The sequence below is a fragment of the Paraburkholderia ultramafica genome (assembly GCF_902859915.1).
Taxonomy (GTDB): domain Bacteria; phylum Pseudomonadota; class Gammaproteobacteria; order Burkholderiales; family Burkholderiaceae; genus Paraburkholderia; species Paraburkholderia ultramafica.
Genome location: NZ_CADIKK010000068.1, coordinates 1 through 14,715, shown reverse-complemented (window position 1 = coordinate 14,715; position 14,715 = coordinate 1). Strand labels below are relative to the sequence as shown.

The window sequence follows — 14,715 nt, the reverse complement described above, 5'->3', positions numbered from 1 at the left end:
AATCGCCGGGTGTGGCCCTGTCCACACCGTGCGGCTCTGGCAGCAATGCTAACCCGCGTCCGATTCCTTACGGCTGGCCAGCCCCTGCCTCACGGAAAGTCATACTGCCTTCCACTGTCTCTTGACCTTGATATACGTCTCGTCCACGCGCCAGCTCTTGCCGACCGGGCGCTTGCGACGCCGGAACGCCTTTTCAAGCACGGACAGCAGCTTTCCCGCCCACCGGTGCACGGTTGAATGATCGACATCGATGCCACGCTCAACCATCATTTCTTCCAGATTTCTCAGGTTCAGCCCTTAGGCCACATACCAACGCACGCACATCAGGATCACATCAAGCGGATAGTGAAGCCGCTTCAGAACCTTGGTAATGCCCGGAGCAAGGGTCGTTTTTGGCTTCAATGCATTCTTCATCGTGGAGACGATGCGTTTTCCTTAGCCCGCACTTCAGCGTTTCCGCGCTAATGCGACACAGCCTGTATTTGTTGCCCGTATTGACATATATATCACTATTGAGTTTAATGTCAAATAAAGGCCGTGAGACGGCCAAATCCGTTGTCGACTGAATCATTGTGAAAGCCGTCATCTGACAAGCGCGCCTATTTTTGGCGGCACGGCAGATCCGGCCCGACCAGTACGTTATGCCATGAAGAGGGAACGCCTGACACACGCACAGCGCAGAGCGCAGACACGAGAATGCCTGCTTGAGGCAGCGCGGAAGATGTTCGTTAAAAAGGGGTTGGCTGCAACAAGTGTGGAGGACATTGCTGAGGCGGCTGGCTATACGCGCGGCGCGTTCTATTCAAATTTCGGCGGCAAACCGGAACTACTGATCGAGTTGTTGCGCCGAGACCACGATAGGGCGCGGGCGAATCTTCAGGAGATCATGGAAGAGGGCGGCACGCCTAAGGAAATGAACGAGCGCGCCATCGAGTATTACAGCCAATTTTTTCTTGAACACGAATGCTTTCCACTTTGGCTGGAGGCCACGCTACTCGCGTGCCGAGATACCGGCTTTCAGGAGCGCATTAATGCCTTCCAGCACGAAAAGCTCGGTCAGGTCAGTGCGTATATCCGCATTTTTTCGGAGCGCGTTGGCAGGCCGCTGCCCCTGCCCTCGCAGGCAGACGCTCTCGCGGTTGCCTTGGTGAGCCTGTGCGATGGTGTGCAGTTCCTCAGAATGTGCAATCCGCAGATGGTGAGCGGCAAGGTGATTCAGACAGTGCTTGCGGGATTTCTTTCGTGCGTATTGTGGCGACAGCCGGAAGAAAAACTCTGCGACGAACATCGTGGGGGCGTGCCCGTTTGAGTCCGCGGACGTTCGAGGGCCACCTGCGAGCGCGGGCAAGATCCGCGACCGTGGCCCAGCAGAACTAACTCGTAGAAGGTAAGCCCCCGGGGTATTGTCACGTTGCCGGCGCGACCCAAATATAATGGGGCATGAAGAAAGAATCCGTGTCCCATCTGCCGTCCGCCGACTCGACGATTTCGTTCAAGTGCTACCGGTTTCCGCCGGACGTGATCAGCTACGCGGTCTGGCTGTATTACCGGTTCCCGCTCAGCCTGCGCATGGTCGAGGAGATGCTTGCTGCGCGTGGCATTGAGCTCACGTACGAAACGCTGCGCCGCTGGTCGTCGCACTTTGGCCTGGCGATCGCGAAGCGGATCCGGAGCACGGCACTGCGTCGAGGTGACAAGTGGCACCTCGACGAGTGGTCGTGACGATCAACGGCAGCAGGCAGTGGCTCTGGCGAGCCGTCGATCAACATGGCGCAGTGCTCGATGTGCTGGTGCAAAGCCGGCGCGACAAGGCGGCGGCGAAACGGCTGATGCTCAAATTACTCAAACGTCACGGTTGCCCGCGGGTCATCGTGACAGACAAACTGCGCAGCTACGCGGCGGCGAACAACGAGATCGGACTGAACGTCGAGCACCGGCAGCACAAGGGGCTGAACAATCGGGCCGAAAATTCGCACGAGCCGACGCGGGTTCGCGAGAAGGTGATGCGGCGTTTCAAATCGGCGCGTCACCTTCAACGGTTCACGTCCGTTCACGCGCAGGTTTCCAACCTGTTCATGGGCTGCAGCCACAACCAGAGTGCGCGGCAAAAACGCGAGATGCGCGACTAGGCCATGGCGGCCTGGGAAAGGGCTTCGTGCGCCCGTAAGGCGGCGTAAGCGACCGCGTTCACGCTTTCGATGTCCCTGCTTGTCCGTCTATCGAACAACGTGACAATACCCTGGCTCCTCCTGATAAGACGCCGGGCCCGCGAACGCGACCGGCTGCGACTTTTTATGCTTCGTCCGCAATCGGGTTGGACAGCACGCCGATCCGGTCGACTTCCACTTCCACTACGTCACCGCCCTTCATGAACAGCGGCGGCGTGCGCTTCGCGCCGACGCCGCCCGGCGTGCCGGTCACGATCACATCTCCCGGAGCGAGGGGCGTGAAGGTCGACAGGTAGGCAATCTGTTTGGCGATGCCGTGGATCAGCATCGCGGTCGTCGCGCGTTGCACTTCGTGCCCGTTCAGACGGGTGACGAGCGTCATCAGCGCATTGGGTTCAATCTCGTCGCTCGTCACCATCCACGGCCCGAATGCGCCGGTGCGATAGAAGTTCTTGCCCGGCCCCCACTGGCCTGTGTGAAGCTGCCAGTCGCGCACGGAGCCGTCGTTGTAGCAGGCGTAGCCGGCGATGTGATCCCATGCGTCGGCCTCGGCGATGCGCCGTCCGCCGCGCCCGATGATGACGGCGATCTCGCCCTCATAGTCGAACTTCTGTGACTCGGGCGGACGCAGCATTGGCTGGTCGTGGCCAACTTGCGAGGCCGGCACCCGCATGAAGATGACCGGGTGCTCGGTGGTTTCGCGATTGGTTTCCTTAACGTGGTCGGCGTAATTGAGTCCCACGCAAAAGATCTGCTCCGGGTTCGGAATCACCGGTAGCAGCGTCACTTCCGACAACGGGTGGTCGCCCCGTGTGCCTTCGGCTGCCGCCGCGGCCTCACCCAATGCGTTGGCGGCAATCAGCGCCCTCAGGTCGGCATAGCGGCCGCCAAGACGCTTGCCGAGGTCGAACACCATTTCATCGCGAACGATGCCGAACGAGGGGCCGAGGTGGGTGGAAAAGCTGGCGAGTTTCATTGATGCTCCGGGTAGATAAAAAGTTGACGCGATCAACGCGGTGAACCCTATAAATATCGTGCATTTATCTTAATTTGAGAATAAACTAAATATATAACGTGTTTTTCGTCAGGGTTTATCACTACCTGGAGGCAAGCATGAACGGTATGAAGCAAGCGCGAACTGGCCTGTCGCTGAGTCACATGGGCTTTTATGTGAGCGATATGGCGCGAGTGGAGGACTTCTATACGCGAGTGATGGAATTCACCGTGACGGATCGCGGCATGCTGCCGACGCCGCACGGCGCTGTACAGTTGGTGTTCTTGAGCCGGGATCCCGCGGTACATCACCAGATCGTGCTCGCGAGCGGTCGCCCCGAGCATCTGGTGTTCAATCCGATCAACCAGATTTCGTTCACAGCGGACAGCCTCGCCACGTTGAGGCAGTTTCACCAGCGGTTTGTCTCGGAAGGCCTGGAGGAAATCAACCCCGTCACCCACGGCAATGCGATTTCGATCTATGCACGTGATCCCGAAGGCAACCGCCTTGAGCTGTACATCGACACGCCGTGGTACGTCGATCAGCCGATGCGGGTGCCAGTCGACTTCCACTTGCCCGATGCGGAACTGATGGCCGCCGTTGAACAGCACGCACGCGAGCTGCCTGGGTTCAGGCCGCGAAGCGCATGGCAGGGAGAAATGGCCGAGCGCATGGGGCTTGCGTAAACGCGTCGTTTCGTGTTGACTGGCCTGAGGCTGATTGGCGAGCGGGCCGGCGCATCGCGCTGCGCTGAGCTAAAGGGGTTGACTGACGCGAGTCGCTGATGGGCGCGTCCGGGCGTGCGCCAGTCAGGGCGCCGTCGGCCGTCGAAGCTGTGAAGGGGAATTCGCCTGTGGATATAATCCACTCACACACACAAGGAGCCTGGCGCCTAGATGTCGAGCATCACGAAACTTTTATCCATACTCGATCTGTTTTCGCAGGCAAGGCCGTTTTTGTCGGTCGAGGATGTTGCTGCCGAACTCGATTGCTCGGCTCCTACAGCTTATCGTTATGTACGCGAACTCGTGGATGCCGGTTTGCTCGTCCGGTTCGCAGGCGGAGATTATGGTCTCGGTCCGCGCATCATCAAGCTTGATTACCACCTGCGCATGTCGGATCCACTGCTTGCGGTTGGCCAGCCGATCATGCGCGAGTTGAGCGAACACGCAGGCTTCGATGTGGTGATGTCGCGATGGTACGGATACGAACTGGTTGACACGCATCGGGAGACGCACGACGCGGCGCTCGATCTGCGATACGGCCGGGGCCGTCCTCGCCCCCTGTTTCTGGGCGCCGCGCCGAAAGCAATCCTGTGCACCTTTCCGAAGGCCAAGCTTGCGGTCTTGTTTGATCAATATCCTGACGAGATCGCGCAAGGCGGCCTTGGGGCGACACTCGACGAGTTCCGTGCGTCGCTTTTGAAAATCCGACGGGCGGGATTTTATCTCTCGAGGGACGAACTGGAAAACGGCATTTCCGCCATCGCGTCACCGCTGTTCACGGACGACTCCGGTGAAGCAGTCGGCGCACTTGCTTTGATCGTGCCGACCCAGCGACTCGAATTTGCGAATCTGGACCGTCTCGTCGAATCGATCCAGGAGGCATCGGCGCGAACCTCGCAGCGCACGCGTGCGGTCATCGAAAGCCGGGGGACCGGGGCCGTAGCTTCGTCGCACGCCGCATCGCGAGCCAGGCGGTCCGCTTAGTTGACACCGCCGGACCGTCGTTCGCGTGTTCAGTGCAATTCAATCGTTCTGGAAGACTCGCATGCGTTCTCATCAGATTCATCGCGAGGTTCAACGCGTTCAGAAACGATAAGCTCGACCAGATCATCGCCTGCATCCGCGCGTTTTCGGCGCGCGCCGGCACGCCGTTGCCGGCAGACATGCTAGCCCTCGAAACGGCAAGTCTGAGGGAAGGCGTGCAGTCTTTCCGGACGTGTGATCCGCAGCGGGTGACCGACGAGGTTTCTAAAAAGTTGCTCGCCGGGTCTTTTCGCGGCTGCGGTTGCGCTAAAGCTTCCTGCTACAAAGCTATTCGTTGGACACCGAGACCGGGATCCCCGCGCGCGCAGTCCGTTACGGGGCCTGCGCGGTGTAACCCCTTACCTTTGGCTCTTTCTCGATTTCGAATATGCCTCTCTCGCGCCAGTCTTCTGCTTTTATCCTGATGCTTGGTGCCCTGTCGGCGCTGCCCCCGCTTGCCACGGACATGGGACTGCCCGCGTTGCCGGACATCGCCGACAGCCTGTCGACTTCCCTCAGTAATGCGGGGCTAACGCTCAGCGTCTTTCTACTCGGATTTGCGCTCGCCCCGGTCGCGTTTAGTCCGCTGTCTGATCGTTTTGGTCGCCGGCCACTCTTGCTTGCCGGACTCTCCGTGTATGGCCTGGCGGGCATAGCCTGCTCGCTGGCGCCGACGATAGCGCTTGTCCTGGGTGGCCGCCTGCTCCAGGGAATGGGGGCCGGCATGGCCGCGGCGATGCCGTTGGCGATCATCCGCGATTCGTTTAGCGGCAACGACGCACGCACCCGCTTGTCATATGTGACGCTGGTCTTGAGTATTGCTCCGCTGATCGCACCGTCAATCGGATCGGCGCTTCTTGCGTTGACGGGGTGGCGTGGTATCTATGGACTGCTCGGTGCGGCTGGAGTCGCGCTGTTCGCCGTGATCTGGTTCGGCTTCGCAGAGACGCGTGCAGCTAACGAGAATTCGGGCATTACACCCGGTGAACTGGTCAGTACCTATGGGGATCTTTTGTCGCACCGATCGTTTGTCGGGTTTGTGCTGCTTAACGCATTCAGCTTCGCCGGCATGTTCTCGTTTATCGCCGGTTGTCCGCTCGTCATCCTGAAGGGCATGGGCCTGGGAAATTTCGCCTTCAGCATGACATTCGCCTGTGCTGGCGCGGGAACCATCGTGGGCTCGCTGCTCAACGGTGGCTTGAGCGGGCGCGGTATCCCCTCAAGCGTCTTGCTGAAAGTCGGCTTGACCGCATCCGTTTGCGCGACGATGGCATTGCTGCTCGTGTCGCTGAGCGGCCGCGACTCGCTGTACTGGCTCCTGCCTTTGCTTGTGTTGAATAACGCCAGTTACGGTGTCCTTGGACCGAATGCGGTCCATGAAGCGCTACAGCCTATGGCCGAGGTTGCCGGCGCAGCGTCAGCCGTGTTGCGTTGCATCCAGATGTTGATGGGCGCCGCGGCGAGCGCGCTCGTGCCGTTCTTCTTCAACGGACACTCGTCGCTGGCAATGACTGGCATGATGGCGGGCTGCAGCGTCGCGACCCTGGCCGTTTATTTTCTCGTCTTACGCCCCGATCAGAAACGCCAGCGTTACGCCGTATCTCAAGTGGGGTGAAGGGGCCGCCTTGTCGAACAAAGCCGAATTGTCACGATAGTATCATCGTATGCGGTCATCAAACGACGCCCTTCCAATGAAGGGCCAAAGGGCCGAAGGTCAGAAGAGGAAATCTGCAATGCGGATATTGATCGTTGAGGACGAGCCGAAGATGGCGTCCTACCTTCAAAAGGGGCTAACGGAAGCAAGCTTCACCGTTGCTGTTGCGGCGGACGGACGAGACGGGCTTTTCCTCGCGTTACACGAAGATTTCGATTTGATCGTGCTCGACGTGATGCTCCCGGAGCTGGATGGACGCGAGGTGCTCAAACGCTTGCGGGCGGAAAAGCAGACGCCGGTACTATTGCTCACCGCACGAGACACGGTCGAAGATAAGGTCGCCGGTCTCGAACTGGGCGCTGACGATTACCTTGCGAAGCCATTTGCTTACGCCGAATTTCTCGCAAGGATTCGCTCGCTCATGCGTCGTGCCCCGCGCGTCGCGCGAGATATCTTGCAGATCTGGGACATGAACTTTGACAGCGACACGAATGTGGTCGATGTTGCCGTCAGACGGCTTCGCGCGAAAATCGACACTGCGTTCGATAAAAAATTGCTGCATACCGTTCGGGGCATGGGCTACGTTCTCGAGGACAGATCGTGATTGCCTCGGCCAGACCCTATTCGCTGCTCAAGCGACTGACGATAGCAATTTCGACCGTTGCGCTGTTGGTGTTTGCATTGGTGAGTGGCTTTCTGTATCACTCACTGGCGCAAGAACTTCAACGGCGCGATGATAGTGAGATCGCCGAAAAGCTGGATGAGTACCTGCAACAGGCTCACAACTTCGGTTCAACACAGGCGCTGCTTCGAAATAGCGCCGGGTTCCATGAAGATCTGAAGTCGCATCCAGCCGTGCATCTCTCCATCCTGGACGGGCGCGGTGACATCCTGGTCCAGCGCTCGAATACGGCTATGCATGAGCTGAAATCTGTCGGGCCGGGGTCCCCGTATCAGCACGTAGCCTATTCATGTCATCCCGCAGCCATCGGATCCTCCCGCTGCATCTTCGCAGACGAAACCTTACCCTCCGGAGAAGAGATTCGCATTTTGCTCGCGCACGTGGGAGCGGCCCGGCAATCGATACTCGGGACCTATCAAGAAGATGTTTGGCTGGCTGTCGCATTCGGGACGATTCTAATGGGCACATTGGGTTATGCGATAGCGAGACGTGGTCTCTCGCCTGTGAAAACGATTGGGCGTCAGACAGCCAGCATTGAAGCACACCGCTTGAACGAACGCCTCGATATGAGTGCCGGTCCAACGGAATTGCAAGAAATCGCGCTGTCGGTCAATCGGATGCTCGACCGTCTGGAGAACGCGTTCTCGCGCCTGGCGCAGTTTTCATCGGACTTGGCCCACGATATCCGGACCCCGTTGGCGACCATCATCAGTTCATCTCAGGTTACGCTGTCCCGCGCGAGGACGACGGAGGAGTATGAGATCCTGATCGAGTCCAATATTGAAGAGTGCGAACGCCTTCAGCGAATGGTCCAGAACATGCTGTTTCTCGCGCGGAGCGACAACTCGGAACAGCACCTCAAGATCAGCGAAGTCGACTGTCGAAGCGAACTCGCCAGGCTCACTTCATATTTTCAGGTCATTGCCGAAGGGGCAGGCGTCAGCTTCGTCATCGATGGAAACGTGCAGATTTTTGTTGATCCAACCATGTTTAGACGTGCGGTCAGCAACCTGATTTCCAACGCCTTGGACCATGCGGTGACGGGATCCGTCATTGAACTGCGTGCGTATCAATCGCACGAATACACGACTGTCGAGGTCACGAATAAAGGTCAGCCCATTCCTCAAGAGCATATCGACAAGATATTTGACCGGTTTTACCGGATCGATTCCTCAAGACACGGGTCAGCAAAGAACACCGGCCTGGGTCTCGCGATCGTGAAATCCATCATGGAGCTGCATCGAGGCAAGGTAGACGTCGTGAGTGGTGGCGACAGTACTACATTTTCGTTGTATTTCCCGCACCCGGCTTGAGTCCAGAGGCCGTCGTTGTTGATGTTCGCGCATTCTGCCAGGCAACTGGGCCGCTCCTCGTTTGCCAGCTGCCTGGCAGCACCTTGCTTTTTTGACGAACACCGGCGCACGATCGAGGACCGGTTCGCGCAGTGCGTCCGTCTGGAAACAGCCCCACGCGAAGCGGTGATCTCCTGGCGGTTCTATCCAGTGGTGCTTGCCCTGCAGGCCATACGGGCGTCCAGTTCGTCACCGCCGTCGGGATGGCTTCAGACGTGGGCGACCTGTCCCGCTTCCAACACCCGCGCCAGCTGATGGCCTGGCCTTGCGTGACACCATCCGAGCATTCGTCGGGAGGCAAACGCCGACAGGGCAGCATCACCAAAACCGGCAACAGCTACCGAGCAGCTCGCGATCGTATTGGAGTTGACCTGGTTTCGTGGACACCTATCCTTTGGAACAGGAGGTGGCCATCATGGGAAAGCATCGCAGCCCCTATCCACCCGAATTTCGGGCGCAGATCGTCGAGCTGGTCAAGGCAGGGCGATTACCCGAGGCGATGGCTCGGGAGTTCGAACCCACCGCACAAACGATCTATAACTGGGTGGCGCAAGCCGATCGCGACGCCGGCAAGCGGCATGACGGCTTGACTACGGCCGAGCGCGAAGAACTCACGCGACTTCGTCGCGAGAACCGTCAGCTCAAGCTTGAGCGCGAGATCCTCTCAAAAGCCGCGGCCTGGTTTGCACGGGAGACCGGAACGGTGCCCGAGAAGGGTTCGAATTCATGAAAGCGAACCAGGCCACCTTGCCCGTTGCGACGATGGCGCGACTGCTGCAGATCTCCGCCAGCGGTTATTACGCGTGGATCGTGCGCGGCCCATCGACACGCGCGTGCGGCGACGCCGATCTGGTCGGGCGCATCCGAGCCGCTACGGGCTACGCCCTTCGCAGCTTCCACTGCGCAATACATCCTCATGCGAAGGAGGACAAGCACTCCGCAAACCCATACACTTATCCACAACCGGTCCTGCTTCAGACCGGTCTCCACCCCGGCTCAAAGCTCGGTCGGCGCGGTGGCTCAAAATTCATTCGGCGCGGACAAACCGGATGCCTGGGTCAACGAGACGGGGAGGGGGAGCAGCATCATCGCTGGCCGGTGACGGAACGGTCAGGACCGTACCGCCACCGTTATCCGACCTCAATTCGCCTCGACGGTCTCCTCCACGACCGGCAGCGGACGCGCTACAATTTTTTCCGCCTCCGCGCGCTTGAGCCCGAGTGTCTGCAACAGCATTGCTGCCGTACGCTCAGGGAAGTGCTCCCCGCTAAAGCCAAGCTCCTCGAGTGCACCTGCCGCGGGTGCACCCGGAGCGACAAAGTTCAGCTCGGCGGCAATCGCAGAAAGGACCGTGCCCCCTACCGCAAGAAACCCGATGAACGGGTCGGCGACCACGAAGCGCTTCGCGGCAATACCGTTACCGATGTCGCGCAGCAGCCGCTGGCCCAGCCCGCGGCTCATCGCACGCGCTGAAAATCCTTCACGTATCAGGAAACGTCCCCACACAGGGTCGTGCCGCGCACGCAGGACCGTATGACGCACGGAGACGGCGATCACCACGGCCGGGTCGGAAAGGCCCCCGGCGAGCCGATCCAGCGTGTTCGCGAATTCCTCGAACACATTGTCAACAAGCGTCGCGTAAATCGCCTCTTTCGATTCGAAGTGGTTGTAGAACGATCCAAAGCCGACATCGGCGGCCTCTGTAATTTCATTGATCGCGACGCCCTCCATGCCTTTTTCGTATCCGTCAGCGTACCCCGTCAGAAGTTGGAATTTAGTACGAGACCAACAACGCTGCGAGAGATCAGAACGAGGTGAGCGAGATCCCGCTGCGACAGTGCGACGGCTCTCTGGATGTCAGAACGCGTAACCTTGATCGTGCCAGTAGTGCCAGTCAGCGACGGCGAGTCGTGTCGGTTTATCGCTGTTCACCGGGACGATCTGAGCCAGGGGTGCCACCACGTCACGTTGGCCCCAGCGAGCCCAGACGAAGATGCCAACCCGGCACAGGTCTTCATGAGCGAGTCCGGTGACCGAGACGTGTTCACCCGGGTGCAGTGGTGAAGACGCCATTGCCTGGCGAATGCCGGCCTCGAATGGAAAGGAGAGCTGTTCTTCCAGATAGCAGTACCACGACATCGCCCGCTCTTCCTCGGTATAGGCGTCGACCACCACTTCCATCTCAATGCGATGTTCACGTTTTGCGTCGATCCTGGGCTTGGCCATGTTGTTGTCTTCCGACTGGTGTTGATGGGGCTATAGATCGACGATACGCCGCAGCAGACCGTAGGAAACGCGCCAGTGACCCTCGGAATCTGTCACGGCAATCGAGGCCGTTTTCGGGTTGAGTCTGACGATGGTGCCGACACGCTCGCTCAGGTGTTTGTCGGTGAAACCGACGGTGTCGCCGACGAAGAACTCTTCGCGTTGTGCGCGCGGTGGCGGTGCCGGTTCGGGATGAATCGGGGCTGCGCTATCGGGAATGATCGCCGCGTACGGTAGCGCCCAGCGGCGCCGGCTCGCATTGTCCTGAACGACCGCCTGTGTTTGCCGAAGCTCAACGACGGTGCCCTGCAATGGAGGGACCAGCGGGTTGTCGGCGATATAACCGATAGTCATGCCGAGGTGCAGGCGCTGCCGTACTTCCAGAATGCGTCGGGGATCATCGAGCATTTTTCCGACGGCGAGATAAAGGCGATAGAGTTCGGCGCTGGGCGCCTGCCGAAGTGAGTCGAGAATGTCCATGAATGTGAGGGTGTTTAACGGGCGAGCGGCAACAGTTCGTGCACGCGATTGACAGGATACGACGGCAGCTTCTCAAGCGTGTCCTTGAGCCACGCGTACGGCTCGAAACCGTTCAGGCGAGCTGTGCCGAGCAGCGAATACATCGTGGCCGCCGCTCGGGCGCCACGCGGGGAGCCCGCGAAGAGCCAGTTCGCCCTCCCGAGGGCAATCGGCCTGATCTGCCGCTCAAGGGCATTGTTATCTGGCAGCAGGATACCGCTCTCAGTGTAGCGAACGAGCGCCGGCCAGTGACGTAACGCATAGCCGAACGCCTTTGCGAGCGGCGCCTGCCCCGGCAAACCGATGGCGTTGCCTTCTATCCATTGCCGGAACCGCGCAAGGATCGGCAGCGCCTCGGCTTGCCGCGCAGCGTATTTGATGTTGGGCGTCTGGTCCTTGATCCGCGACTCGATTGCATACAGTCGGGCAATCCATTGCAGCGCCTGCGCCGCAAGTCCCGGTTTGCTCTGCGCCTTCGCGATTTCGAAGAAGCGTCGGCGGCAATGGGCCCAACATCCGACCTCGACGATTTCTCCGGTTTCGTAGAGTGCGCCATGTCCACTGTATGCGTCCGCCTGCAGGTAACCGTTGTACTTCTGCAGGTACCGCAGCGGATGCGAACCGGAGCGCGATTCCGCGAACTCGAACACGACCGCCGGCGGGTGGTCGACCCAGACACCGTTCTCCTCGCGTTGGCCTGCGCCAAGATAACCCCATAATCGCGCAGTGCGCGTCGCCGTGCGACCCTTCTCGAGCAACGGCAGCGTCGTGTCATCCACGTGCATACGGGGAGCCTGCAACTGGTGAGCCCGTAGCGGTGGTAGCAGCACTTCGAGCAGTTCGGCTGCCGCCAGCTTCCATTCGCACAGCGTTGCCCGGGGCAGGTGCACACCACGTCGCGCATAGCGCATCTCCTGCCGGTTCAAAGGCAGGTGATCGACGTAGGTGTTGACCAGGACGTTAGCCAGCAGGCTCGCGCTCGCATTGCTCTTCGGCAGCGGCGAAGGCTGGGCGCTTGCGGTCACGATGGTCGACTCACCATCCTTCTTCGCCGCATACTTGAAACGGATATGCTCAATGACGGTGAGCCTGGACGGCTCGTAGTGCAGTGTCTCGCTGCGCTCCTCGCCGATGCGCTCAAGCGCGTCGAACGCGGCCTTCTGTTCGTCACTCAGATCGTATTCGATACGCCTGCGCGGCAGGTCCTTCGGCAGGGCCGGACGCCCCTTGCGGGTATGGCCCGCGACCGGAGTCTCGGCCGGCTCGGGCGGAACAGGTAACTCCATGGCGGCATCGAACAGTTCCGCCTGGGCCGCCAGCCGCTCGGAACTGACGCCGAAGCGCGCGCGGTTCGCCTGGGCAATCTGGTGCTGCAGCGCTTCCAGCTGCTCCCACAGCACGCATGCCAGCCGGTTCTGTTCGAGCGCGAAGGCTTGCAGCGCGTCGGGCTCGACCGGCAATTCCGCGACAGTGATGGCGGTGGGCGGCATGGCTACCATGATGCCCAACTCGCGCTACGTTTACAAGATCGGGGAGCGTTGTATCTGCGCAGGCGACAGCGAGTTCAGCTCACGTGCGTCACCGCGACGGCGCGATGCGGCTCGCGCGCCGGGATCTCGATGCCTTCCAGCCAGGCGTTGAGTTCAGCGAGCGTGAAGCCGCGTTGGGCGAGTGACGACGGTGATGGAAAATGTCCGTGTTCAAGCCGCTTGTACCAGAGCGCGAAACCGGTGCGATCCCAATATAAGCACTTGACCTTCGTGCGGTCCCGACCGACGAACACGAACAGATTGCCCGAGACAGGGTTCTGTGCAAGCAGCGGTTCGACCAGATACGACAGTGTGTTGATCGACTTGCGCATGTCGACCGGATCACGGCAGATGTAGGCACGAACGTCGGCGGCGATCAGCACCGCGCACTTCCAAGCTGCCCGAGCACGAAGCGCACGATGCGCTCGGCGAACGCGCCCGTCAGTTCGATGCGAACGCCGGCGAGTGACAGCGTCACCCGATCACGCGTAGACGAACTGTCCACTGTTGGTGATGGCACCGCTGGCGGCGCCCCGATGCCTGCATGGGAAACGACGAACGCCGCGTCAGGGGTGACCGTCAGTGGACGCTCGGTTTCATCCTCCAGGTTCGACAGTTTCTTGCGCCACAGATCGAACGTACTGACGGCAAGTCCCTGCTCACGGCAGAAGTGACGCTCGCCAAGTCCGCTTCCTTTCCATGCCATGACCATCTCTCGCCAGAACGCCTCGCCCTGCCGAGGCCGTCGCGTGCCCGTCGATACAGTCTCTCCCGTGGTGTTCTCCATCGCATTGCTCCGTCGTTACGATGGCTACACCTTCGCACCGCGCCTACGTGCGTTCAAGACGGGATGCGCTGACGGATACCCTTTTTCGGCCATTAGCCTGAGGGCAGCGTCGAGCAGACGCGCACGCGTCTCGCGCTTGCGGCGCGCACCGCGCGGCTCGCGCTCTTCGGCAACGGCAACCGGGGCAACTGGCGCCGCACGGGTGGGACGCTTTGCTGTCCGGCGATTTGTAATGGTCGACATGTTGGGTCCAAATTTGGTCACACCCAAGTATAGATTCTAATGTCTATATTGACCAAACACTCAACAATGAGTTTAATATCAACTAATCCCACTGAGGGTCAGCCTTACAGACAAATACAACAAACGACAAACAACAGATGGAGTGACTATGGAGACAGCAGCAAAGGACGGCGCCGCACCGTCGAGCCAGCATGGCCAGATTCGTCTGCCGATTGGGGCAGTACCATCAGTGGTTGACGTTTTATTGGTAGGTTGCGGACCTGTCGGTGCAACGGCGCTGTCAGGTTGGAAGTAGACGGCGGTAGAATCGAGCGATGAAGAAGACGAAATCGCTTTATCACGACCACCGCTTCCCAGCTGCCGTCATCAGTTGCGCGGTTCGCTGGCACGTATTCGTCAGAGCGGCTGCACGCGTGAACAACCGTGCCGAGAACAGCCACCAGCCGACCCGCAGGCGCGAACGGCAGATGTGCGGCTTTCGCGATCCGCATCGCACGCAGGCATTTCTCGCCAGTTCCGGTCCGATCCGGCAGCATTTCGCGCTGCCCAGGCATCAGATGCAAGCAGCGTGTCATCGGATTTTGCTCAAGGAACACAGTGCCGCATGGTATGGCCTGACTGTCACGGAAATCGCTCGTTCAGACAGGTATCTGATAAGGATACTTGAACAAAACCGCTGACGCGGTATGGCGGTTGGCCGACGTCCCCGTCATGGCCGGCGCGGCGGACATTCCTTTCCGGGTGCGACGATGACAGTGCAATTCACCGCACCTG

The 14,715-nt window shown here is 59.8% G+C and carries 13 protein-coding genes and 6 pseudogenes; 10 read left to right on the top strand and 9 right to left on the bottom strand.

The window, feature by feature from the left end; translation table 11 throughout:
- Positions 1-108: 108 nt before the first annotated feature.
- Positions 109-414: pseudogene (locus tag HV744_RS34890) on the bottom strand (IS6 family transposase); the annotation flags it as partial.
- Between the two features lie 232 nt (positions 415-646).
- Between HV744_RS34890 and HV744_RS34885 the strand changes: the two are divergent.
- Together HV744_RS34885 and HV744_RS34880 are read left to right on the top strand one after the other, a co-directional pair.
- Positions 647-1,309: a TetR/AcrR family transcriptional regulator gene (locus tag HV744_RS34885; protein WP_175153822.1), complete on the top strand. Its 663-nt coding sequence runs from the start codon at positions 647-649 to the stop codon at positions 1,307-1,309.
- A 131-nt stretch (positions 1,310-1,440) separates the two neighbouring features.
- A pseudogene (locus HV744_RS34880) lies at positions 1,441-2,129 on the top strand (IS6 family transposase).
- A gap of 163 nt (positions 2,130-2,292) precedes the next feature.
- On the opposite strand, the gene HV744_RS34875 reads toward HV744_RS34880, so the two are convergent.
- Entirely contained in the window at positions 2,293-3,144 is an 852-nt protein-coding gene (locus tag HV744_RS34875; RefSeq protein WP_175153821.1) for a fumarylacetoacetate hydrolase family protein, read from the bottom strand.
- Positions 3,145-3,281: 137 nt separating this feature from the next.
- Here HV744_RS34875 and HV744_RS34870 point away from each other — a divergent pair, with 137 nt between their 5' ends.
- The 7 genes and pseudogenes from HV744_RS34870 to HV744_RS34840 all read left to right on the top strand — a co-directional run bounded on the left by HV744_RS34870 (position 3,282) and on the right by HV744_RS34840 (position 9,328).
- Positions 3,282-3,848, top strand: coding sequence for a VOC family protein (locus tag HV744_RS34870; protein WP_175153820.1), 567 nt, complete (start codon positions 3,282-3,284; stop codon positions 3,846-3,848).
- 210 nt (positions 3,849-4,058) lie between these two features.
- Complete coding sequence (locus HV744_RS34865; protein ID WP_175153819.1) at positions 4,059-4,871, top strand: IclR family transcriptional regulator; 813 nt, start codon at positions 4,059-4,061, stop codon at positions 4,869-4,871.
- A gap of 427 nt (positions 4,872-5,298) precedes the next feature.
- A complete protein-coding gene (locus HV744_RS34860) occupies positions 5,299-6,525 on the top strand; it encodes a multidrug effflux MFS transporter (protein WP_175153818.1) in 1,227 nt (408 codons plus the stop codon).
- A 118-nt stretch (positions 6,526-6,643) separates the two neighbouring features.
- Positions 6,644-7,168 carry a response regulator gene (locus HV744_RS34855; protein ID WP_175153817.1) on the top strand — a complete coding sequence of 175 codons (525 nt, stop codon included), beginning with the start codon at positions 6,644-6,646 and terminating at the stop codon, positions 7,166-7,168.
- Positions 7,165-8,559: a heavy metal sensor histidine kinase gene (locus tag HV744_RS34850; protein WP_175153816.1), complete on the top strand. Its 1,395-nt coding sequence runs from the start codon at positions 7,165-7,167 to the stop codon at positions 8,557-8,559. Before HV744_RS34855 ends, HV744_RS34850 begins: the two co-directional genes overlap by 4 nt.
- A 90-nt stretch (positions 8,560-8,649) precedes the next feature.
- Positions 8,650-8,939 (top strand): annotated as a pseudogene (locus tag HV744_RS34845) (transposase); the annotation flags it as partial.
- 38 nt (positions 8,940-8,977) lie between these two features.
- Positions 8,978-9,328 carry a transposase gene (locus tag HV744_RS34840; protein WP_246279353.1) on the top strand — a complete coding sequence of 117 codons (351 nt, stop codon included), beginning with the start codon at positions 8,978-8,980 and terminating at the stop codon, positions 9,326-9,328.
- Between the two features lie 410 nt (positions 9,329-9,738).
- On the opposite strand, the pseudogene HV744_RS34835 reads toward HV744_RS34840, so the two are convergent.
- The 7 genes and pseudogenes from HV744_RS34835 to HV744_RS38635 form a co-directional block, all read right to left on the bottom strand.
- Positions 9,739-10,338 (bottom strand): annotated as a pseudogene (locus tag HV744_RS34835) (TetR/AcrR family transcriptional regulator); the annotation flags it as partial.
- Between the two features lie 117 nt (positions 10,339-10,455).
- The gene (locus HV744_RS34830) at positions 10,456-10,824 is read right to left on the bottom strand and encodes a calcium-binding protein (RefSeq protein WP_175153814.1); all 369 of its coding nucleotides are present in this window, start codon (positions 10,822-10,824) and stop codon (positions 10,456-10,458) included.
- A 30-nt stretch (positions 10,825-10,854) separates the two neighbouring features.
- Positions 10,855-11,343, bottom strand: coding sequence for a hypothetical protein (locus HV744_RS34825; protein WP_175153813.1), 489 nt, complete (start codon positions 11,341-11,343; stop codon positions 10,855-10,857).
- Between the two features lie 14 nt (positions 11,344-11,357).
- Positions 11,358-12,881, bottom strand: coding sequence for an IS66 family transposase (gene tnpC / locus HV744_RS34820; RefSeq protein ID WP_175153812.1), 1,524 nt, complete (start codon positions 12,879-12,881; stop codon positions 11,358-11,360).
- Positions 12,882-12,946: 65 nt separating this feature from the next.
- Positions 12,947-13,294 (bottom strand): IS66 family insertion sequence element accessory protein TnpB, encoded by a 348-nt coding sequence (gene tnpB, locus HV744_RS34815; RefSeq protein ID WP_175153811.1) that lies wholly within the window; start codon positions 13,292-13,294, stop codon positions 12,947-12,949.
- The gene (gene tnpA / locus HV744_RS34810) at positions 13,288-13,698 is read right to left on the bottom strand and encodes an IS66 family insertion sequence element accessory protein TnpA (RefSeq protein ID WP_175153810.1); all 411 of its coding nucleotides are present in this window, start codon (positions 13,696-13,698) and stop codon (positions 13,288-13,290) included. Before tnpA ends, tnpB begins: the two co-directional genes overlap by 7 nt.
- 78 nt (positions 13,699-13,776) lie before the next feature.
- Positions 13,777-13,941: pseudogene (locus HV744_RS38635) on the bottom strand (TetR/AcrR family transcriptional regulator); the annotation flags it as partial.
- 386 nt (positions 13,942-14,327) lie between these two features.
- Between HV744_RS38635 and HV744_RS34805 the strand changes: the two are divergent.
- Positions 14,328-14,621, top strand: a pseudogene (locus HV744_RS34805) (hypothetical protein); the annotation flags it as partial.
- Between the last annotated feature and the right edge of the window lie 94 nt (positions 14,622-14,715).